The sequence below is a fragment of the Clostridium intestinale genome (assembly GCF_035905475.1).
In the GTDB taxonomy this organism is placed as follows: Bacteria; Bacillota; Clostridia; order Clostridiales; family Clostridiaceae; genus Clostridium_T; species Clostridium_T intestinale.
In genome coordinates, this window is sequence record NZ_CP121166.1 from 2,621,052 (window position 1) to 2,644,966 (window position 23,915).

The 23,915-nt window shown below is 27.6% G+C and carries 17 protein-coding genes and 1 riboswitch; of the genes, 1 reads left to right on the forward strand and 16 read right to left on the reverse strand.

Annotation, left to right across the window (positions count from 1 at the left end):
* Positions 1 to 11: 11 nt before the first annotated feature.
* Positions 12 to 665 (forward strand): DUF1292 domain-containing protein, encoded by a 654-nt coding sequence (locus P8F83_RS13540; protein WP_326511561.1) that lies wholly within the window; start codon positions 12 to 14, stop codon positions 663 to 665.
* 29 nt (positions 666 to 694) lie between these two features.
* On the opposite strand, the gene P8F83_RS13545 is transcribed toward P8F83_RS13540, so the two are convergent.
* The 16 genes from P8F83_RS13545 to P8F83_RS13620 form a co-directional block, all read right to left on the reverse strand.
* On the reverse strand, positions 695 to 2,608 hold the full coding sequence (locus P8F83_RS13545) for an ABC-F family ATP-binding cassette domain-containing protein (RefSeq protein ID WP_326511562.1): 1,914 nt from the start codon (positions 2,606 to 2,608) through the stop codon (positions 695 to 697).
* Between the two features lie 11 nt (positions 2,609 to 2,619).
* The gene (locus tag P8F83_RS13550) at positions 2,620 to 3,357 is read right to left on the reverse strand and encodes a flavodoxin family protein (RefSeq protein WP_326511563.1); all 738 of its coding nucleotides are present in this window, start codon (positions 3,355 to 3,357) and stop codon (positions 2,620 to 2,622) included.
* Positions 3,358 to 3,372: 15 nt separating this feature from the next.
* Positions 3,373 to 4,536 (reverse strand): MFS transporter, encoded by a 1,164-nt coding sequence (locus P8F83_RS13555; RefSeq protein ID WP_326511564.1) that lies wholly within the window; start codon positions 4,534 to 4,536, stop codon positions 3,373 to 3,375.
* Positions 4,537 to 4,837: 301 nt separating this feature from the next.
* Positions 4,838 to 5,104 carry a metal-sensing transcriptional repressor gene (locus P8F83_RS13560; protein ID WP_021800601.1) on the reverse strand — a complete coding sequence of 89 codons (267 nt, stop codon included), beginning with the start codon at positions 5,102 to 5,104 and terminating at the stop codon, positions 4,838 to 4,840.
* Between the two features lie 121 nt (positions 5,105 to 5,225).
* Complete coding sequence (locus P8F83_RS13565) at positions 5,226 to 5,639, reverse strand: CBS domain-containing protein (protein ID WP_021800600.1); 414 nt, start codon at positions 5,637 to 5,639, stop codon at positions 5,226 to 5,228.
* Between the two features lie 145 nt (positions 5,640 to 5,784).
* On the reverse strand, positions 5,785 to 6,690 hold the full coding sequence (locus tag P8F83_RS13570; protein ID WP_073018103.1) for a 3'-5' exonuclease: 906 nt from the start codon (positions 6,688 to 6,690) through the stop codon (positions 5,785 to 5,787).
* 23 nt (positions 6,691 to 6,713) lie between these two features.
* Positions 6,714 to 8,150 carry a LexA family protein gene (locus P8F83_RS13575; RefSeq protein WP_326511565.1) on the reverse strand — a complete coding sequence of 479 codons (1,437 nt, stop codon included), beginning with the start codon at positions 8,148 to 8,150 and terminating at the stop codon, positions 6,714 to 6,716.
* Positions 8,151 to 8,250: 100 nt separating this feature from the next.
* Positions 8,251 to 10,053 carry a MutS-related protein gene (locus P8F83_RS13580; RefSeq protein WP_326511566.1) on the reverse strand — a complete coding sequence of 601 codons (1,803 nt, stop codon included), beginning with the start codon at positions 10,051 to 10,053 and terminating at the stop codon, positions 8,251 to 8,253.
* Positions 10,054 to 10,128: 75 nt separating this feature from the next.
* On the reverse strand, positions 10,129 to 12,864 hold the full coding sequence (locus tag P8F83_RS13585) for an AAA family ATPase (RefSeq protein ID WP_326511567.1): 2,736 nt from the start codon (positions 12,862 to 12,864) through the stop codon (positions 10,129 to 10,131).
* Positions 12,854 to 13,990 carry a metallophosphoesterase family protein gene (locus P8F83_RS13590; RefSeq protein ID WP_326511568.1) on the reverse strand — a complete coding sequence of 379 codons (1,137 nt, stop codon included), beginning with the start codon at positions 13,988 to 13,990 and terminating at the stop codon, positions 12,854 to 12,856. The genes P8F83_RS13585 and P8F83_RS13590 overlap by 11 nt, the downstream gene beginning before the upstream one ends.
* A 249-nt stretch (positions 13,991 to 14,239) precedes the next feature.
* On the reverse strand, positions 14,240 to 14,425 hold the full coding sequence (locus tag P8F83_RS13595; protein ID WP_021800593.1) for an alpha/beta-type small acid-soluble spore protein: 186 nt from the start codon (positions 14,423 to 14,425) through the stop codon (positions 14,240 to 14,242).
* 143 nt (positions 14,426 to 14,568) lie between these two features.
* Positions 14,569 to 15,264, reverse strand: coding sequence for a gamma-glutamyl-gamma-aminobutyrate hydrolase family protein (locus P8F83_RS13600; protein WP_326511569.1), 696 nt, complete (start codon positions 15,262 to 15,264; stop codon positions 14,569 to 14,571).
* A 92-nt stretch (positions 15,265 to 15,356) separates the two neighbouring features.
* Positions 15,357 to 15,821, reverse strand: a complete 465-nt coding sequence (locus P8F83_RS13605) for a pyridoxamine 5'-phosphate oxidase family protein (protein ID WP_326511570.1) — start codon at positions 15,819 to 15,821, stop codon at positions 15,357 to 15,359.
* A gap of 93 nt (positions 15,822 to 15,914) precedes the next feature.
* The gene (locus tag P8F83_RS13610) at positions 15,915 to 16,208 is read right to left on the reverse strand and encodes a hypothetical protein (RefSeq protein WP_286906895.1); all 294 of its coding nucleotides are present in this window, start codon (positions 16,206 to 16,208) and stop codon (positions 15,915 to 15,917) included.
* Positions 16,209 to 16,475: 267 nt separating this feature from the next.
* Positions 16,476 to 18,179: an HD-GYP domain-containing protein gene (locus tag P8F83_RS13615; protein ID WP_326511571.1), complete on the reverse strand. Its 1,704-nt coding sequence runs from the start codon at positions 18,177 to 18,179 to the stop codon at positions 16,476 to 16,478.
* A gap of 106 nt (positions 18,180 to 18,285) precedes the next feature.
* A riboswitch (cyclic di-GMP riboswitch) is annotated at positions 18,286 to 18,371 on the reverse strand.
* Between the two features lie 140 nt (positions 18,372 to 18,511).
* Complete coding sequence (locus P8F83_RS13620) at positions 18,512 to 23,755, reverse strand: diguanylate cyclase (RefSeq protein WP_326511572.1); 5,244 nt, start codon at positions 23,753 to 23,755, stop codon at positions 18,512 to 18,514.
* Between the last annotated feature and the right edge of the window lie 160 nt (positions 23,756 to 23,915).

The window sequence follows — 23,915 nt, forward strand, 5'->3', positions numbered from 1 at the left end:
GTGGGAAGCAGATGAAAAGTGACTTTGAATTAATTACTAAGGAGAAGGAAAGATGGGGAAAGATATACACTGACATATATTATGCTATTGATAATATTTCTCCCTTCCTCTCTGAGGATTTTTTAAAAAGAAAAAAGTTCTATGCTAAAGGAAAAGTTCTTAAAGACTACATGAAGCTCTTAGAAGAAGAGGAACAAAAATCTAATAAAAAAGGTTTCTTTAGTAGATTTACCTCTCCTGATGAAGGGAAAATCAATTCCTATAAAGCTTCTAATAGAGAAACCTTTACTCAACTAGAAAACTGCTCAAAGTGTGCTTGTTTTAATTGTGTAGTTGAGTGTTCTTTCAAAACTTGTAATAGTTGCAGAAGAAATTCTCATATAAAATCCTGCGATCATAATAAGTTAAATGTTAGAGTTCATGATAACTTTACTTTAGATTTAACCAACAATGATACTGGAAAAGAAGATAAATTTAAGGTTTTAGCTACCTTGGAAGACTGTGAAAAAGATCAAGAATATATCATCATAGAAAATATTAGAGATGTTAATGACAGATATATTTTATATCTTTATGCTGGTATTAAGGAAGATACCTATGGTGAGATAACTGATGAAGATGAATTTAACTTTATATCTCAAAGATTCGAAACCTTAGAAGCTTAAAATAAATAGAACTGGATTTAAATCCAGTTCTATTTATTTGAGTTATATTCTTCTATTCTTTGAGCTAATTCATTTAAGTATTCCCAGCGCTCATACTTTTCAGCTAGTTCTAACTCAAGCTCTTCTTTTTCTTTTATAAATTTTTGAAGTTTTTCATAGTCAGTTACGGTATTTTCTATATCTTTTTCTACCTTAGAAATTTTATTTTCTATCTTTTCTATTACTTCATCAATTTGCTCGTATTCTTTCTGTTCTTTAAATGAAAACTTAGGTCTTTCATCCTTGTTTTTTATTCTTTCCTTTTTAGCTTCCTTATCTAAACTTTTTGAATCTTCAGCTTGAGAATTATTTAATTCTCTTTTAATTAAATAATCACTAAAATTACCTGTGTATTCTTTGATTTCTCCATTTCCTTCATAAGCAAAAATCTTATGACAAAGTCTATCTAGAAAATATCTATCATGGGATACTATAAGAAGTATTCCTCCAAAATCATCTAAAAAGTTCTCTAATATTTGAAGAGTATCTATATCTAGATCATTAGTAGGCTCATCTAATATAAGGACATTAGGTGCTTCCATTAAAACTCTTAGAAGCTGCAGTCTTCTTCTTTCTCCTCCTGATAATTTACCTATAGGAGTATATTGCATCGTTCCATCAAACAAAAATCTTTCACACATCTGAGAAGCGGTTATTTTAAATCCATTTGCTACTGGTATTATTTCTCCGCCTTCTTTTACGTAATCTATAACTCTTATATTTTCATCCATGTTTAAGCTATCTTGAGAAAAACACCCTACCTTTACCGTTTCCCCCATATCTATTTCTCCACTATCTTGAGATAACTTGCCACTTATTATATTTATAAGAGTGGTTTTTCCCATACCATTATTTCCAACTATCCCTATTCTATCTCCTTTTACGAAGTTGTAAGAAAAGTCTTTAATTAAAACTTTATCTCCAAATGCTTTATTTATAGTAGTAAGCTCAACACCTTTATTACCTAGCCTTGTTCCAACTAAACTAAGTTCTACATTCCCTCTAGGTTCTATGTATTCATAATTCACAAGATCATCAAACCTTTGAAGTCTGGCTTTTTGTTTTGTGGTTCTAGCTTTTGCTCCTCTTTTAACCCATTTTAACTCTTCTCTAATTAAACTTGCTCTTTTATCTTCTTCAGTTTTTTCACGTTCTAATCTTTCTGCCTTTTTCTCTAAAAATTCTGAGTAATTACCTTGATAGGTATATAACGTTCCCCTATCTAATTCTATTATTCTGTTAGTTACTCTATCTAAAAAGTATCTATCATGGGTTATCATAATAAGAGCACCCTTTCTAGAATTCAAATAATCTTCAAGCCATTCTATACTATCACTATCTAGGTGGTTTGTAGGCTCATCTAATATTAAAAGTTCACAAGGTGTTATAAGAGCTGAAGCTAAGGCTACTCTCTTTTTTTGTCCTCCTGAAAGATTCATTACCTTTTCATGATAGTTAGCTATTCCAAGCTTATTTAATATAATCTTAGCTTCACTCTCTAAATCCCATAGATTTAAAGCCTCAATTTGCCCTTGGATATATATAAGTCTATCCTGATATTTATCAATCTGACCTTCTTCTATATACTTCAATATATCCTCATATTCCATAAGAAGCTTCATCTCCACGGTATCACCTTTAAATACCTGTTCTAATACTGTAGCTCCTTCTGAGAAATCCTGCGTTTGAGATAGATATTCTATTCTCATATTTCTTACTTTAAAAATATTACCCTCAAAGAATTCTTCTCTTCCTCCAATTATTTTCAATAAAGTCGACTTACCTGCACCATTTATGCCTATAAGTCCTATTTTATCTCCATCATTTATCCCTAATGATATATTATCTAAAAGTATCTTTTCACTATAGCTTTTGCTTATGTTTTCTAGTGTGATTAAATTCATAACAATCTCCTTTATTTAATAGGCTTAATCCTTGTTTTCATCATCTTGTAAAAGCTCTTTCCTAAAATCTTTTTAAAAGGATTTACCTTACAACTATAATAATAATCTTGTGTTAACCAATTTTTCTTTTCCCAATATTCTTTATCTAATGGAAATATGTTTTCCGCTAAACCCTTTTTAATATTAAAACTGATAATTTGTCCTGTACTTGGTTTATAGCTCCTATTACCATTATTAACATAGTTTATAAATCTGTCCAGTTCCACTTTATCAAGAGGAGTATCTATTTTAGATATGGTTCTTCCTATTTTTGAAACTACATTAACTCCCCAACCATCTAACACTTTCTCCAAAGAATTCAATGTATTTTTTAAGCCAGAGCCTGCAGTTGTAGAAACAAGTATAACTGGTTTTCCAGCTATTTCAGTTCTATGAAACCACTTTGAGGTTCTATCTATAAGTAGCTTCAAATTCCCGCTAAAGCTTCCCATATACACAGGAGTTCCAATAACAATCCCATCGTATTCTGTAATCTTTTTTATTAATTCTTCGGCCCCATCTTTAATAAAGCAAGGGCTATCCTTTTGGATACACTGTTCACAACCTCTACAGCCTTTTATTTCATATTGATTTATATTTATACATTCTACTTGGAATCCTTTATCCTTAAGTACATTGCCTATATTTTGAAGTAATCTAAAAGTATTCTTTTTTCTAAAGCTTGAATTTAGAAGCAATATTCTTTTCATTTTAACCTCTCACATTTAATTACTATCTCTATTATAATAAAAAGCTGCAATTACTTCTACTATCAATATAAATCCTAAAATCATAAAAGTTAATCCCATAGATAAATGCTGAGCTGCAAATCCTACTGCTGGAAAAATTCCTATCATTAAGAAGGAAAAAAGCATACTATCAAGTGAAATCAATGTTGCTCTTTGTTCTGATGGTATAAGTTCATTTATATAATTTGAACTTAAAGGATATGCAGCACCTATCATAGCTCCCATTAATACAAATGATATTATTGCTGTTACCCCTTTAAGATACATTACCATAAGTAATATTCCTGTAATTATAGAAACAAACTTCATAACACCTTTTTTACCTAACTTATCATGAAGTATATAAGCATATTTTGAACCTATAGCTGACAGTATTCCTTTAATAACGAATATGCCTGCAATTTCACTTCTAGTAAAGTCCATTGAACTCAGATACTCCTGCATATAAAAATGAGCTGTTGTATCTATAGAAAATAATATTCCAAAGTATATCATTATTTTCATAAGTCTTTTTTCATTTTTTATTATTCTAAAGCATTCTTTAAAATGTATCTTAATAATATCTTTTTCATTTAAGTTACTCTTATTACTTTCATAAAAACCTAAGGATATTAAAAGTGAAGCTAATGATATAATGGCAGCTACTCCATAACTTAGTTGGAAATTAATATCTGATAATACACCACCAATAAAAACTGCAAGAATCTGTGCAACTTCAATTAAGAAGTTTAAAATACCATTAACTTTTATATACTCTTCTTCTTTTCCTAAAGCTTTTAATGATTCATATACTAAAGCCTCTTCAGAACCAGAATTTAAACTTAAGGATGCTGCAGAAGTAATAAACCCTAATGCTATTTCTCCAAAGCTATTACCAAAAATCATAATCAAGCTCGATAAAAAGGCCAAAACTCTTGAAGCTATTAAGGAATTTTTTCTTCCCCAAATATCAGCAATAGCTCCTGTTGGTATCTCAAACATAAACTTAGCTACATGAAATATACCTTCCACAAGCCCTATCTGAGCTAAACTAAAGCCTTTATAGCTAAGATATAACACCCATATAGCTGAAGTTATATCTACAGATGATATAAATCTATATACATAATCTAATTTAATATTTTGCTCTAATCTTTTCATTTTGTTTCCTCCCAAATTTAGCTGTACTATTATTTTTTTGCATAATAATAGCCCTAATGCTTTTGCACTAAGGCTTATGGGAGTAAAACTTTTTTTGCAAGAATTAGCACTTATACGTGCAGTATTTCCTTAAAAAAGTATAGACTACTCCCATATAACAATTCATTGCAAGTTTTCCACTGTGAACTGCTGCTAGTAGGAGTATACCCTTTTCTTAAGGAAACTCTATTTCTAAACAAAATCATTCTCCTTTATAATCACAATAATCAATTAATATTTTTATTATATCATTTATGTAGTTTTATTTCATTAATTTATCTAAAATGTTTAAAACTTCTTCAATTTTCTCTTCAGCATGGTCTTCCATTTTTATAGCGTCTTTTACACAATGAGTCATATGTTGTTTTAATATTAATTTATTTGCTTTCTTTAAAAGAGCTTGGGCTGCAATAATCTGATTGGATATATCTACACAATATCTTTCATCTTCAATCATTTTGATTATTCCCTCTATTTGTCCTTTACTAGTTTTAAGACTCTGAAGAGCATTCTTCTTATCTATATTCATAACCGACCTCCTAAGCATGCACCCTATGGGGGTGTTATAATAATTATATTATATAAATTATCTTATGCTGTCAAACAAACAAAACCAGCTATCTTAAACTTACAAAGATAGCTGGAACATACTATAATTGATTTTGCTTCATTCCATTATAACAATGATTAATTATATCACTTCTTTTAATTATTCCTATAAAGGTTCCGTTGTCATCAATTACAGGAACAAAATTTTGGCTTACAGCTAGAGAAATTAAACTTTCTATTGATGCACTTATTTGAACACTTTTATGTTTTATTCTTCTTGGAATATCTTTAACTTTAACTGTTTCTGTATTAACAAAAGTTAATTCTGGTGTGTTTTTTAGCTTCCACAATAAATCACCTTCTGTTAATGTTCCTACGTATCTACCAGACTTGTCTATAAGTGGTATAGCAGTATATCCATGATGCTCCATTCTCTCCATTACCTGCCTCATTGTAGCATCTAAATTTTCGTAAACAACTTCGTTTTTAGGCGTTAGAAAAAATGCTATATTCATATTCTTTCCTTTCAAACTTATAATTATCATCATTTATATTTTAGCATATTTAAAATGTAAATGTTATAGTTTAATTAATTTATTCGTATTTGTTAAATTACATAGTTAATTTTTAATATACTCTCATTTCCATAAGTTTGTACATTTATTTAGCCGCTTTTTTTAGTTTATAGCAGTAATTCATATACTCAACCTCATTTAATAATGTTTTTATTTCACTATATATCTCATCCCCACTTAAAGTTCTTTTCACTATCACTTCATGAAGAACTTTACTTTTACACTTTTCGCAATAATCAGTCCCCATAAATCTCCAACTAATTAGCCTTAGAGGATTATCTGTATTCATCTTATTTTTGCACCTAGGGCAGTTCATATTTATTTTGTTATAATCTAGGCTTAATTCCTTTAGATTTTTAATTGTAACAGCAGGCATATTATATATGTCATTTATAATATGATTTTTAACAACTCTGGGATTATAAACTCGCTTAAATACTTTAGAAGTGTATTCTGCATCATTAAGCGCATCGTGAAGTTTATTATTATCTTCAACTTTAATCTTAAGTTCTTGAAGTGCATTTTTAAGACTGATAGATTTCTTGTGAGCTAAAACTCCAGTACAATACTCCTGAATATCCAAATATTCATTTAACCAATCTATCTGATCATACTTATGATATTTAGCATTAACTATTATTTCTACAATATCATTTTTTGACCAGGTACATATTATATCCTGCTCCCCTACAAAATCCTTAAACACATTCATCGCCTCTGAAAATTCAATACCTCTATTTATAGACTCTTGTGTTATACCTGTCATTGAAGCTATCTTTGGATTTAATATTTTAAATATAGCTGGTTTTATATAAAGTTTTAACTCATCTATTTTATTCATATACCTATCTAGCTTAACTGCACCTATTTCTATAATCTCATTTTCAATAATTGTATTTCCTAACTGCGTATATTCTTGATAAAAACTTGGAATATATTTTGTTATTTCTCTTAAGTTATTAAACTCTAAATCTATAATAACAAATCCCATTTTTACTCCTTTACCCTAATTAATTACCCTAGTTTCTTTATAATCCCTATAGCAACCCCTAATATATTTGCATCTCTTCCTTCTAGAGATATAGGCTCATATTTCTCATTTTCAGGCATTAGTAGAGGACTTTCTCCACTTATATCTAACCTCTTTAGCGTAGAGCTTCTATCTATATCTACAGCTACTATATCATTATGATCTGCTGTTGCCTGCTTTCTTATAACCACTAAATCCCCATTTAATATATTGATATTTTCCATAGAGTCTCCTTTTACCTTTAAAAGAAATACATCCTTTGAATTTCTTATCCAATCTTCTGGTAGTAAAAAGCTATCTTCCACATTTTCATTCATTAAAATAGGTTCACCGGCTGCTATATTAGAGAACAGAGGATATTCTTTTAAATTCCCCTCATTATAAATATAAGACTGATCTCCCTCTTTAATTACAAGTTCTTTTTCATTAGAAGCCGTATCTCTAGAAAAATCTTTAAAAATCTTATTTCTTAGATTAATAAATCTGAATTCTTCTATTGAATTCCAGTTCTGTTTTTTAGACTTATAACTACTTTTTAAGAGAAAACTTCTATTTATATTGGTTCCATCTAACACATTATATTTTCTTCCTTTAATAAACCATGTATTTTCTCTTGATTCTTTATTTTCACCTAATACATAGGTTAAGGAACTGTATTTTTCCATAACTAATAGAGAGTTAATAAATCTTATTTCAGCTAAGGTTAAAGCCTCACAATTATCGAGGATTATATGTGTATATGTCTTATTAAAATTCTTTCCAAATTCTAAAGCAAACAATATATTATCCCACTTATCCATAAGATTATTCTCTCTTAGAGCAGTATTATACCTGTCTTTTAGATAATAAAGCCCTTCTCTTGATAAAGAATTTTTCTTAATTCTTTTATCTCTTCCTTTTCTATCTATATTCATATATTCATCTTTAGTAAACCCACTTGCTTTTATCCATTTTATTTCCTTTAATAAGAAATCCGATGAAGTATTTGCTATTAATTTGGATTTTTTATATGTTAATTTAAAATCAACTAATAAGTCTTTTAGAAGGGTATATTCCTTCTCCTCATTAGAAAACTTATAGTTAACTTTTTTCACCCTCATATATCCTTGAGAATATATCTCTATTAATTCATTTAAAGTAAGTATTTCAAAACCTTTATTAAAATAAGAAAATAAGGAATCATATCTATAATTTAAATCTAATTTTGCTTTTTCATATATTTCTTGTATATTCTTTTTGTCTTCTTCTCTTAAAACCACATATACTATGTTTTCATTCTGAAAAAGTCTGTAATTATTCTCTAAATTTATAATTCTGTATACTGCTGCGGTTGTTTTACCTGTAAACTCTCCTCCCTTTAGAAACTGATGCCCTAAAGTCTTAGAGTTTACGTATCTCCATTGACTTTTGTTTAATTCCATTTTTTCCTCCTGTTAAGCGTATATGATATAAAATATTATATCACTTTTAGCTTTATAATTTCTTAAATTAGAAGAAAAGTAACTAGATTTTAATATCTAGTTACTCCTTATCTAGAAGTTCTATACCTGCCATCTTCATAAGATAAACAGCATTCTTGGTAGTGGATCTTCCCTCTCTTAACTTATAATCAAATTTAATCTCATTGTTTTCGTAATACTCTCTAAAATGTAGATTCTTTATTCTTCTATCTTCTTTCTCTAAATCGCAAAGCTCGAAGTCATGGGTTGATACCAATCCCTTAGCACCTTTATCCATAAGCTGTTTTATTAATATTTCTGCTCCTAAATGTCTATCTGCAGAATTTGTTCCTTTAAATATTTCGTCTAAAAGGAAAAATATTTTTTCCCCTCTTTTAGTAGCTTCAATTATATTTTTAACTCTTAAAATCTCTGCATAAAAAGAAGATATTCTTTCCTCCAAATTATCTTTTGTCCTCATACAAGTATAAGGAATCATTCTGCCTAACTTAAAACTCTTCCCATTAATAGGCAGTCCCAAATATGAAAATATCATATTTATTCCTATTGTTCTTAAAAAAGTACTTTTACCAGACATATTAGAACCTGTTATTAATGCAGTTTTTAATTCACCATTTAAATTAAATGAATTCTCAACTCCTTGAGGTATAATTAATGGATGAGCAATCTCTTCCCCCTCAATAATATCTTCATCTAATATTTCTGGGAAAACCCAATATTCTTTGTCATAACATACATTGCTTAATGAAGAGTATGCCTCCATATCGCCTAAAGCTAAAAGCCAATTTTCAACCTTATCCCTATTTCTTACTTTCCACTTCTCTAATCTAGCCATAAGCATAAAATCCCACATAAGCAGTGAATTTAAAAGCCAATAAATCATGTTTGCTCTATCAAAAAGCAATTCACCTATATTACTTAATTCCTTCATCTCTTTAGATGCTTTTACACCATCTTTAGAATTTATCTTCTCTTTTATAGACTTATTAAGTTCCTCATTAAAAGTTTGATTTTCTATTAGTTCTATCCCTTCATAATAAGCAGCTAGATTCTTTTTAAAAGAATAAATCTCCTCTAAAGCTTTTTCTATTTCATTTTTCTTCAAGCTTAATATTCCTGCATTTATTATAAGCGATAAGAAAAATAAGCTGAAAGGCAGTTTAAAAAATGTAATTAATAATATAGTAATTAATGATATGCAAGGCATTATTATTCTTATAAGATTTACATTACTTGATAAAAACCAGCTATTTTCTTCTTTAACCCAACTTAAAAAACTCTCTGTTTTTTCTATTGGGCTTTTATGCTTTAATGGTATTAACTCAAGTCTTTGTCTAAAATCTAATTTATCTGCTAATTCCCTTATGCTTTTCTGTCTTCTCTTTACTTCATCTTTTGTTGGTAGTTTGCTATCAGATAATATTTTAGCTAAAGCTACTCTTCCATAAAAAGTTTTCGTTGTATTTATCCACTGAAATAATGAACTTTCACCAAATATATCTAGGTCATTTGTAAATGGATGATCTTCTTTTAAAAAATCTTCTCCTTTATCTGAAAAATCCTTCCATAACCCTTCTGCTCTTCTTAAATGCTCATCGTTTATACTTATTAATAATTCTAATTCTCTTAGTTTTTCTTTTTCTCTTGTATGAGTAATAGCCAAATATATAAACACCCCTATTAGAACTAAAGATAAACCTAATATTATAGGACTTCCTTTTTTGAAGTATTGATAACCTAATATAATTAAAACTATAAAACTTACCCCTCTTAATAAAGCTACTCTATCTATTCCTTTATTTACTTCATTAATTTCTTTACGTGTGTTTTCTATATTTTTCTCATAAATCTCTGTGCTTATCATGTAATCCCACCACTTCTCATAAAATTTAGTATACTTACTATTATATCTCATTAAGTGTAATATTAAAAACCTACTCTATAAATTTATTATATTTGCTTCATTTCTCAAGAAATTAACTTCTCTCTTTTGGCAACTAAATAATATAATCTGTCTCTTATTACTTAAATCACTTATAATTTTCAGAGTGTTTTCAAGCCTTTTGTCATCATATTGAATAAAGGCATCATCAAAGATTAATGGGACTTTTTTATCTTCGAAAAGCATATCTATAAGTGCAAATCTTAAGGAAAGATAAACCTGATCCCAAGTTCCATTACTTAAATAATCCCCTTTTATAATATTTCCATTTTCTTCTCTAACTAATAACTCATACTCACTTCCAACCTTAACTTCTGTATATTTACCATTAGTTAATTTACTAAAATAATAAGCTACCTTTTCATTTAATACAGGCCCTATATTTTTCTGTAACTCTTTAAAAGATTCTTCTAAAAGTTCCTTGGCTATCTCTAAAGATTCTAATTCTCTTTCATACTCAAATATTTTATCTGAAATTTCCTGAAAATCTCCCTCTATTGATATTATAGATCTTATTCCTAAAAATCTATTAGCCACTGAATTTTCTACATCTTTTAACAGCTTCTCATCTTCTAATAATTTGTTTTGTGAGCGTTTGATTTCCTCTTCAACTTCTTCTTCACTTTCATAAGAATACTCCAATGAATCTGCCAACATTTCCTTGAGTTCTTCTTTCATATGTTCTAGATCTCGGTCTTTTAGAAGGGCTGTATAGGTATCCTCTACCCCATTTAAAGCTAATAAAATCTTATCTTTTTCACTTATTTTTTCACTTAATTTTTCTAACTCTTTAGGTAGTTCATGTAACTTAACTTTATCAAGCTTAAGAATTTTTAATTTGCTGTTTAAGGATTTTTCTCTATTATCTATATCTTCTTTTAACGCCTCATATCCATCATTAAAAGTTCTCCATTTATGCATAACGATTTCCTGTCTCGATTTAACTAATTTTAATTCTTTTATTTTAACCATTAACTCTTCTGTATCTTTAGATGAAGTATAAGACAGTACTCTATCAATAATTTTATTATTACTCGATTGAGCATTAGTTACTTCTTCTATATTGTAGTTCTTAAGGCGCCTATTTCTTTCTTCTATCATTCTTTCTAACGTCTTTATTTCATCTTTATACTTCTTATATTCAGATAAAGCTTTAGGTAATTCTTCATAGGATTTTAATCCTAACTCCTCCCCATATCCCATAAGATTAGCTTCTATCTTATCTATATTACTTTCTAAAATTTCTATATACTCTTTTTCATCTTTTTGCTTTTTTAGACTCTCAAGCTTTTGAGAATATTTGAAACTTAAAACCAAAAAAATACCTGAAAAAAATAAAGGTACGACTGAAAATACAGGCTTAATAAAAATCAGTGCAGCAGATCCAATTATCCCCAAAGCAATTAAAACATAATATAAGTTTCTTATTAGAGTAGCGGATTTTAAATCTTCTAAAGAATTTACTACTTTTCTATCTAGGACTTTCCCTTTTAATTCAAATAATTTATTTTCGTACTCTCTAAAAGCTTCATATATTTCGTCTTCCTTATTTTCTATTTTAATTGAGTTTCCTAAAGATTTTTTTATAAAACTTAGTCGACTCTCTAACTCTATAAGCTCTTTTTTATTTTCTTCATATACTAATAATTGAGCTTTGTGTTTTTCTGTTTCTTTCGATATTTTTAATATTTTGTCTTCTAATTCATCTCCAAGCTCTATTAATGAAGAAAACTCTTCTAACATTTTTTCAACTTCTAATTTCTCAGCTTCGATTTCTTTTCCTTCTTCTGCTTTATCTTCTGCTAAATTATAATAACTCATAAGAACGGTATTTTCTTCTTTTAGTTCTTCTATCTTCCCTTTTGTTATTAATCCTTCCTCAGCCTCTAATTCTCCTTCAATAGCTTTTGCTTTACTTTTAAGTTCCTCGCTTTTCTTTAAATATTGAAGTATATCTTTATATTCTTTTTGAAGTTTTATTTTTTTTAAATGTTTTTTAAATACTTCAAGCTTCTTAAGCTTCAATCTTAAGGTTGATATTTCACTTCTAATATTAATCCTCTTCATTTCATCCTCTAGATTCTGGTCAGAAGCTTTTAAAAATTGTTCTCGCTCTTCTAGAATTGATATTTTTCTCTCTCTTAAAATATCAATTTTACCATTTCCTCTCGCTGTGGTTAAAGCTTTTCTTATGGCTTCAAGTTTTGCTAAGGCCTTAAAATAAGAAACCCCTTCCTCCCCACTTTCAAGGCTATTAGTAAGCTTATTCATTATTTCATCATCTTTAGAGGAATTTAAATAAGTACCCAAACTTTTAATAAAAGCAGTGTTATCAAATGATTCTGAATTTATGTTAATCATAGTCTTAGCAGGCTCATTATGGTTTAATTCTCCAACCTCTGTTCCAGTTAATTCATTGATAACCTTAATTGTATCTTCTTTTTTGCTGCTTCCAAAGGATCTTATAATTATTATATTTTCCCCATTATGTTCTAGCTCCATTTCTCCTGAAGCTCTTTCTCCATCAAACATAACGTATCTAGCTCGAGTATTATCTCTTATAGACTTGCCTCTTTTAGAATTCATCCCATAAAGAAATGTTTTTATAAAATGTTGTAAAGTAGTTTTTCCAGCTTCATTTTCCCCATTTATAATATTTATACCTTCTTTAAATTCTATCTCCCTATCTTTTAAAACACCAAATTTCTTTATTTTAATATTTTTAATAATCATCTAAATTAATGTCCTCCTCTCTTAGGGCATTAAATGCTAGCTTAAGTGCTCTCTCCAAACTTTCTTTATTTTCTGGTTCCTCTTCTAATCTCTTATATACTTTTCTAAGAAATATACCTCTTAAAGAGTTTTCGTTTTTCACCATATCATAATCTAGTTTCACAGTAGTTTCATCAATTATCTTTATATAATAAAACATTTCTTTTAATCTATATTGAAGCTTTTTCATATTTATAGGAAGATCACTGTAAACCTCCCCTTTTAATATTACTTTATAGAAATTTTTAACTCTCTTCTTTTCATCTACAGAACTAATAATTGATCTTAGTATCTCTTCTTGTGAATTAATTCCTGTTAAGTCCACCTCTATAAGTTCATACACGCTTTGACTTATAGCTCTAAACTTAAGATTATTATACCCTTTATAAACTTCACCAATTATTATTCCCTTTTCTCCTAACTCATCAAATCCTCTTCCTTCTGGGCATCCACTATAAGCATAAAAGGTTTCTCCTTCTCTTTTTATATTAGAAAACCCATGTCTATGCCCTAATGCTAGATAATCCAATTTACTGTTTCTTATTTCTTCAAGAGTTAATGGATTATATTCATTCTCTTGTTCACCTCTAGCTATCTCTCCATGCAATGCCATTATATTAATATATTCTTTATGCTCTATTGCAACTTGAAATCCCTTTAACAGAGAAGTTTTTTCATAATTTGAACTGAATGATTTACCATAAACCACTGTTTTCAAATCCTCTAATACTACAGCTTCCATGTCATTTGAAAATATATGTACATTTTCCGGCCATGTCAATAAGTTATAGAAACTTCTATCATTAAGAGGATCATGATTTCCTGCTACTATAAAAACTTTAGTTTTATTTATACTTTCTAATCTATCCTTAAGAAACTCTAAAGTAGATTTCTTTATGCATTTATTATCAAAAATATCACCACATAGAAGTAGTATTGAAATATCTTCTTCCTTAACTATATTAATTAAACTTTCAAAGCTTTTTTTTATATCTTCATTTCTTTTTTCACCCATTGAAGCTGATAACTCCTTAAATGGTGTATCAAAATGAAAATCAGCTCCATGTAATATCTTTACTCTATCCATACTTCATCACCTTAATCGAACTTTTGTTCTTATTTTACCATAATTTTAAAAGTAATAAAAGAACAAGATTTCCCCAAAAGAAAAAAGGAGATTTTCCTTCAGATAATAAAATTATCTGTAAAGAAAATCTCCAGGTAGCATCTTATAAACTTTCTGGTGGAACTCCCTCCATAACTATTACCTCCAATTCTTTAGTAATTTTTAGTAATAAGCTGGGTAATTGTTCCTGCAAATACTAACCCTTAGTACTTACTTTAAGTGGCTTTCGTATTCAGCTACCATTCTCTTTACCATTTCTCCTCCTACGGAGCCACATTGTCTTGATGTTAAATTCCCATTATAATCTGAGAATTCAACTCCTAGTTCTCGCGCTACTTCTGTTTTAAATTTTGATAAGCCTTCTCTAGCTTCGGGTACTAATCTTCTTGTTGACATTTGTGATTCCTCCTTCTGGATTCATGGATTTATAAGCTTTTAAAAGAATTTTTCTTTTATCTTGCTTACACTATTATATTGTCCGATTAATTTTTAAATAATCCAAGCAAGTATTGTTACATTTTCTATTTTTTTCTTAAAATTTATAGCATGTCTATAAAGTGTTTAAAAAGTCTTTCCATTTCTTTATTTCCTAACATCTTTTCTGGGTGCCATTGAACTCCTATTATATTAGAATATCCTTCAACTTCTATTCCTTCAATAACTCCATCCTTTGTATGCCCAGTAGCAATCACACCTTTACCTAAATCTTTAATAACTTGATGATGATAGCTATTAGCTATTGTTTTATATCCAAAAATTTCATAAAGTATGCTTCCTTTTTTAAATTCTACTGTATGAGTTCCATAATCTTTATTAGCTTGTTGAGCATGTTTTAATGGGTTATCATATCCGTAGCTGATATCCTGATATAAACTTCCTCCAAAATATACATTTAAACTTTGATGTCCTCTGCATATTCCTAGTATTCCTTTATTCAATTTAATTGCTTTATCAATAATCTTTAAATCGAATGAATCTCTTATAGGATCAATTGGACCTTGAAGTGTCCTTGGTTCTTCACCATATCTTAAAGGGTCTAAATCTACACCCCCTGTTATAACTATACCATCAACGTCTTCTAAAATTTGATGCATATACTCCTCATCATCTATAAGTGAAAAAATTATAGGATACGCCCCTGCTTCAGCTATAGAATAAACGTAATCTGAATTTATTCCCATCCTATCATAGTCAGTATAGACATTAGGAACTATAGCTATTTTCTTCTTCGTCATTAGTATCCCTCCTAGCTTAAAATCAATTAATGAATAAAACTGCTATTATAATAATATATACCTCACGAAATGAACTTGTTAATCATCAAAACCTATCTTCTTGCTTTTCCTGTAATTTTTTGAGATTCTATTTTAATAACAGTTGTGGCAGATGCTGCTTTTTCTATGTACTGCATTCCTTCTTCCTTAAAATCTGGCGAAAATTTATAGATAAATGTCTTAAGAGCTTCTATTTTCTCAGATTCAATAATTTCTATAGCTTTTCCAAACACAATTGCACTTTCATAATTAGTTGAAAACTTATCAGCTAGTGTTTCTGTTGCACCAACTACTGTAAAGCAAACCTTCGGATTTTTTCTTAAAGAATCTAGTTTAAATCCTTGCTTTGCACAATGTATATATACATTGTTATTAGAGAAAACATAATTTAAAGGAACACCATATGCATAATCATTATCACCTAAAACAGATAATACTCCAAAACTGCATTTTTCTAAAATCACTAAAGCTTCTTCTTGTGATAATTCTCGATCACTTCTTCTCATATTTTTAAACATAACGTAGCCCCCTTCTTTTTATTTATTATATCAAATTTATTGTTAAGCTGAGTAATAAAAATTCACTTTTTGTAAACTAAAAAAGGTATTAAACTAATTTAGTCCAATACCCTTTTCAAAATGTTCTTTTAATTCTATGTACTCAGACGAGCTAACAGGATGATATACTTCTTTTTTGAAAATAACTCCTGTTTTTTCTTTTACAGCATAAAAAGTGTCATCTGTACCCTTTTTAAATTTTTTAGAAGTTTTATTTTTGGCAATTATGTATTTATTCCCTTGATAATCTTCCGCCTTAAAATAATCACCATAATCCCTTTTAATTATGCACCTTATAAGAACAATATCATCTAAATTATCGATTTTATTCAAAATCTCCATATTCACCCACTTCACACCTTACCACAAATAATCTATATTATTATAATCGTACAAATAACTTAAGTCTAAACACTTTTTATCCACTTTTAAAAACTTTTTTAATCATATAAATGTTTCATATAAAAATAATTTGATTATTTTCTGGTTTAACTATTCATAACCCATGAAAATAAACATCGTGTTGTAAAATTCGACATATTATATATTAATACTATAATACAGATTATTGTTTGTCAAAATATAAATCATGAAACACTTAAAACTTATCATCAATTAAAAATCAGACCTATTTATTAAGTTTTTTAATTGAAGCTGACGTCTAAATATTTGATTGAAGATTTTATCTTTTATAGTTTCAGGTATATTTACATATAAAAATTCATAATAATATTTTTTCATCACCTTAAAGTTTTTAGCTATTTTACCACTTACTACTATATTATCCCCATTTTCGAAACGAATTTTTATTGAGATTATCTTGTCTTCTATGTGCCTCGAAAATCTATCTTCATCCATGCTAAATGTCAATGAGCTTCCTCCAAGCTTATATATATTAACATCAAAATTTATATTTTTTTCTATAAACATCTGACCTTCTAAATCCCATAACACACTAAAGTATTCAGTAAAAGGTACACTTTTAAAATCTGATATGTGTATTATATTTTCTTCATAATAATTTGATTTAACTTGATACTGCACTATTTTATTATTCTTATTTATATAAAGACTTATGCTTTTGACTGTTGATTTATCTATTTGAGATATAAAATTGAATTTCTCTGCTTTAAAAAAGAATAAGGAATTATATTTCCCTATTGTCCCTTCAATTGAATAAACCTTTTTTTCTGTATTGATTATTAACGTACTCCATACTATAGCATCCGATAAAATATTTTCTGATTCCTCTTTTGTTTTTAACAATATTTCTATCATGATATCTACTATTTTAGGATCAAATTGCTTTCTTTTATTTCTTAAAAGTTCAGTAATTACAAAATCTATAGTTTTTGCAGTTCTAAAACTTCTATGAGATAACATGGCATCTACTGCATCTGCTACGCATATTATTCTACTTTCAAGAGGAATATCTTCTCCTCTTAATCCATTGGGATATCCTTTACCATCATATCTTTCATGATGATGCCTTACAATAATAGCTTCTTCATTTAATCCGGCTACCCCGCTAACTATATTAGCTCCATAAATAGAATGTTGCTTAAGGTTATTGTACTCTTCTTCACTAAGTTTATCCTCTTTATTTAACACATCTTTATCTAAATAAATCTTCCCAACATCATGTAATACACTAGATATATATATTCTTTTTATAATTTCATTTTTCAATTTTAACTTCTTCGCTATCTCAGTTGAAAGTTGAGCAACATGATATGGATGTAGTAGTATAAACGGCTCTTTTTCTCTTATTACCTCTGACATCATATTTACCAGATTTAAAATAGCCTCATTTCTTTTCCATTTTAAATATATAACTTGGTATAATCTCTGAAGTTTATAGATGATATCACTTACTTTACTATCCATTAAATCTGTAATTGTAATTGTATTAACTTTAGCTATTAATGCTAAATAAATACATGCTATTAATTCTTTATTAACTCCATCTTCTGAAAAAATAGGAATATAAATTTCAGCAAAAGTTCTAGGTGTTAGTGGTACATATTCATCATTATTATCCTCCTTATCATATATAACAATCTGTTTTTTCTTTTTAACTAAACTCAGTATAGTTCTAGATGATTCTTCAATGATGTTTATCCAATCTTTATTTAGACTTACATAGTCAGCGCCCTTCCTCATAAGGGTTCTTTTAGATATAGCAATACTATTTTTATCTGAAAACTTTATTATTGTTGCAACATCATAACCGAGTATACTACATAACCCCCCAACAGACTTATCAACTTCATCTTCTACCGTGTTGAAATTCTCAATAGGTTCATAAAGTGTTATCATTTTTGTCCCCCCATTATATCAAATTAAGTTTTATATTTATTAAAAATAAAACACTTACAAAAAGTAAGTGCCAAAATACGCAATAACGTAATTTAAATATTGTTATTTTGGTAGCTTGGCAATCATAGAATTAACTTCCTTAGACCCAAAACTTTGCGACCTTATTTTTCAATAAGTGTGCCTTTTTCAATTTATATATAAATTAACAAATCATTCAATATTTTTAATTATTAATATACTCTAACAAATCTTTATTAATAATCAATTAAATACATTTTAACATTATATTAAAAGCATTCTCAACTACTGAGTTGAGAATGCTTTATTAAAATTTATATTATAGCTGCAAATATTCCTGACAGTGTATCAACAAAATTTAAGTCATTATGATTAAACTCTTTTTCATTTATTGAAACAGTAAGATATAATACTCCTTTTACAAATCCATTATAAATAATAGGCACTATTAAAATAGACTTCCAATCTGGTATCCAATAACTATCATTTTTTTTACCTTCGCCATCCCAGTTAACTAGATAAGCTCCAACTCTACTTTCTATAACCTCAAGTACCATATTATTGTTAATATCACTTGCTTTATTCCATCCATCCTTGTATCTTTTTCTTGAAAATTCATCCACAATTATCTTATTTTCTATTAAAAACAAAGTGCTTTCTTGAGCTTCTGATATTTCCATGACTCTTGTTAAAAACTCATATATTTTATCTTTCTTCTCTGTTTTTCTTCTAATTAAGTCTATTATATCTGTAATAGCACTTAATTTTCTATAATCATTTATAGTATTTCCAGACAATATACCTGCAAGCTTATCATTTATTTTACTGGATGATCCAACTTCATTATTCCATATGACAGTTCTATTTTTCCCGGTATTTTTAGCCACATATAATGCCTCATCAGCCATTTTTATAAGATTATCGCTAGAATTTGAATGTATGGGGTACTGAGAAATCCCTATACTAATAGTAACTTCTAGTCCATTCCCTAATAAGGAGCTTTTTTGTATTTTTTCTCTAAACTTTTCACAGGTTTCAAAAGCTTCATATTGATTTTTATCTGGGAATATAATAACAAATTCTTCTCCCCCATAACGCCCTACAACATCATTTTTATCAACTGTCTCCTTTGTTATAGCTGCTACATAGCTTAAAACTTTATCTCCAAAATGATGTCCGTATTTATCATTAACTCCTTTAAAATTATCAATATCCATTATTGCAATAGAAAACTCTTTTTTGTTCGCTCTTGAGCTTTCTAAAAGATCGGCTAAACTAGCTTCAAAATATTTTCTATTATATACGTTAGTTAATTTATCTATTGTAGAATTCAAAGTTAAATTATATTTATCTAATAGAAATCCTAACAAAGGAGTTAGGGTTTTTAATTCTTTTAAGGACTGTTCATTTATATTGTTTAAATGTCTATTAGAATAAAGTATTATAGATCCTTGAATATTTTCCTTAGATTCTATTCTTATCTTGTTTTTTATTTTTAAATATATAGCTGATTTCATCTCTTTAGGCAATAAATCCTCATCTGCTATATTAGCTCTATTTAGGTCTACTTTTACTATCTTTCCATCTTCTTCAGTACTAAATTTACTCTTAAAGAATTCAACTTTTGTCCTAGGGTTTATAGCTCTGTAGTTATATATTATTGTTTCTAAGCCTTCTAAATCTTGCATAGTGACTATAGCGCTCTCAGCTAAAGTTAATTTGCATATATATTTTGTAAGGTTTTCTATATTACTTATAATATCACTCTTAAAACCATCTAATACATCATAAATATCATTAAAATCATTTGAATAACTTTCTTCAAAATTTTCTTTTAGTTTATATAAAAACTCCCTATTTTTAATTAAGTTATCTATTTCTAACTCATTCATTAATTCATCAAACTCTTGAAGGGATTTAATTACTTCTTTCTTCACAAATATTTGAGTCTTTAATTTATTATTAAAACAGTTAACTATGTTATTGTAGACTTTTAATAATATTCCACTATTAATATAATTTAGTTTATATTTTATTGGAAGGGTTTTTATAATCCTATTCAATATGGTTATAACTTTATAATAACTTTCTATAGCTTCTATAAATTCATTATTCAATTCATGGATTTCACCAATTTTTAAATAAACTTTAGAAAGTAATTTTTTATCATCCATATAATTTAGTAATACTTCTATGTCACTTGAAACTCTTGTTTTATTATCATCTAAAATCAACTGTATATATTTCTGCTTTAGCATCAGTTTATTATCTTTTTCTATAGTTTCTAAGTTTTCATAAACTTCTTTTGCTAAATTCCTATATCCCATCTCTTCAAGCGCAATAATAAAATCTAGAAGTAAATTACTCTTAAAATAAGTGTCTTTTATATTTTTACTCTTTTTATAGATTTCATTGATTTCCTTTTTTATATCTTCTTCTGATATACATCTTCTTAAATTATAAAAATGCTGTTTACACTCAATTTTAAGCGCTATGTGGTTAGAGTATTCACCTTCATTTATGTTGTTATCAATAATCTCCCATAGCTTCTCGTAGTCGCTTATAGCGTAATAATACTTAGCCATTACACTTGTTAAATATTTAAGAAATACTCCTTTGGAAGTAAATTTATCAATAACTAATTTTCCTAGTTCTAAATATCTATATGCCAAATGGAATTCATTTAATTCTATAGAACATTCAGTAATCATAAAACATGCCCGACCCCTGTAATATTCTAGGGAATTACTACTAGTTCTATTTAAAGCTTCCTGTAAAAGTTCAAATGCACCTTTATATTTTCTTTGATAAATATATACTTCTGCTATATACACATTACTTAGGACAATAAAGTCTTCAATCTCATATTTATTAGCTGCCTTTTGAACATTATATAAATTCGTAAGAGCTTCATTGTTATCTTCTTCTATCCTAAAAAAATAATTTCCTATATTGAAATCTGATGATATTATTCCTCTAAAATTGTATGTTTCCTTAAAATACCTTTTTGCTAAGTTAAAATATTCTATTGGTTTATTTTTCTCATTTATACTTATATATGAATCTCCAAGACATATACAAATATAGCCTACTAAATCCATATATTTATATTTTGAAAATTCTAAAGCATATAATGAAATTTTTATTGCTTCTCTATATTCGCCTAAGAAATTTTTATATTTAGCTTTTGCAAGCAAATAAGCTACTTCACCTTTATGATAATCAATTTCATCAAGTATAGTCCTACATTCACTTAAACATTTTTCTAAAAAACTTGAATCTTCTACTCTATATCCTATGGCAACAATTCTTGCATAACAATAAGTTCTAATTTCTTTTTCTTTTACAATATACAATAAGCTCTTATAACAATTAATACTCTCATCAATATTACCATCCCTATAATATAAATCTGCCAAAATTAAGCTTATATCAATATAGGCTTCATTGCTTATACTCTTGGATTCTAAACATCTGTTATAGTAATATATAGCCTTATTATTATTCCACGCTTTAAATTCCCGCTCTCCACACTCTTTACATAACCTAACAAACTTATCGTCTTCTTCTAATATTTCTAATTGATAAATAAGCTCATCCTCGTAGGAATACCCTTCTTTAATTTTCTCTTCCAAAAAATCACTTATTTCTCTATGCCATATATTTTTTTCTTTTATAGAGGTGTTTCTATAGATAATTTTCTTCATAAGATTATTATTCATTCCATATAATATCCCTCTATCAGATATTCTTTCCCCTATATAATCATCAACTGTAAGTTGTTTAAACTCTCTCATATTATCTTTATCCAATATTCCTAAACTATATAACAGTTCTTCTTCTATTGGATTTTTAAACATAGATAATTTCTTAAGGATATTATAAGAAACATCAGAAACCCTTTTTAATTCCCTTTGAACTTCTTCTTCTATATTTTTAGGTAATGCTATCTCTTTGTCCTTTAGGTTTTCTTTCCACTTACCAGTTTTTTCAGAAATATATATTACTTTATCTGCAAATAGCTTCTTTATAATTTCAATTACATACATTGGATTACCTAATGTTTCTTTATATATTTTGTTAGAAAAATCATATAAATCCAAAGATGTATTTAACATATTTCGTATTAGTTTTCTTGTGTCATGTTCATTTAAATAGTTTAAATTATATTCATCGAAATCTTTATTTAGTTTAAACTCTTGAATAAAATTATCAATCCCCATAGAATTTTTAATCTTATTATCATTATAAGTTATTACTACTAGGAAGTTTTCTATTGAAATTTGTGAAAGACATAGATACTTCAAAAATAGCTTTCCTATATAGGTTTTGCTCTCAATATCATCAAGAAATAACACAGTAAACTTATTCTTAGCTATTTCTGATAAAAACTTGGTTATTCTATTAATTATTATTAAATAAGTATTTTTATCTTCCTCAGTATACATTTCCTTTGAGTTTACTACTAAATAGAAGAATTCTTCAATGTATTTTTCATATTTTTCTTTTTGTTTTTTATCCCATATACCTTGAAGAAAGTTAAATACTACTCTTTTATTTTCTTCAGTACTGATACTTTTGTTTACAAGCGTTTCTATATCAATAATATTTACATTATCATCAAATTTTTTATCTATTATATTTTTGAAATGATTTAATAATTTTGTTTTCCCGCTACCTTCATCACCACTTATAGATGTTATAGAAAACTGAATATTTTTAGCTACAACAGCATCTACTTTCTGAATAAATTTATTAATTTCATACTCTCTTCCTATTATGGGTAGCTCAGTATTTATCCTATTTAAATAACTATAATCGAATTTAGGAAATGTCTTATTAAATTTAAAATTTATATATTCTATAATAGATTCAAAATCTGAAAATGCTTTTTCTATAAGCTTTTTATATAATCTACTTAAAGACCTATGCTCATCCTTATTTTTTTGAAGTTCATTTTCAAAAATACAATTAAAAATATATGTTAAGTCATTAAACTTATAATAGTCCTCTTTATTATCCTCAGTAACTAATAGAATGTTTTCTATTAAATCATTGCTTAAATTTATCCTTTCTATTTCTATAGATAGGATATCACCAAGCTTTACGTCTCCATTTGGTAAATAAAATATATTATCTAAATCTAATTTATCATACACGTATCCCTTTAATATTAAGGTGTTGATAATGACTACTAGCTGAGCAAATACATTTAACTTTATGTCAATATTATTTGGCTTAATATCCGAAATCTTTTTAGCACCTTCATTAAGCTCTTCAGTTAAATAAGCAAACTTCCTACCTTCGCTTTTTGCTCCATCTATATTTTCTATTGTAATAAAATCATAGAGGTTAATTATTCCAGCAAAATTCAGATTTTTAATCCAAGTAATGCTAGATAAAATATTATCCTTTATTCTATCATTTAGTAGTTTAGTTTCTACGATATTAAAAACATACTTCTTATTATTAATTTTATCTTTTACAAGGTAACTACTAATATGATCCCCATTAGAAATTATCTTTTCTACAATGTATCTATCATTTATAATTCTCATTGCCAACCCCTGCCCGTATATAAGAATTTTTTATACTATATTCATTATAACATTAATTTAAAATTCTTATATACAGCTTTTATTTAATTTAAAAATAAACTAGGGATAATAAATAAGAGTCTTTACAAATCTAACTTCTAATTAAATCTGTAAAGACTCT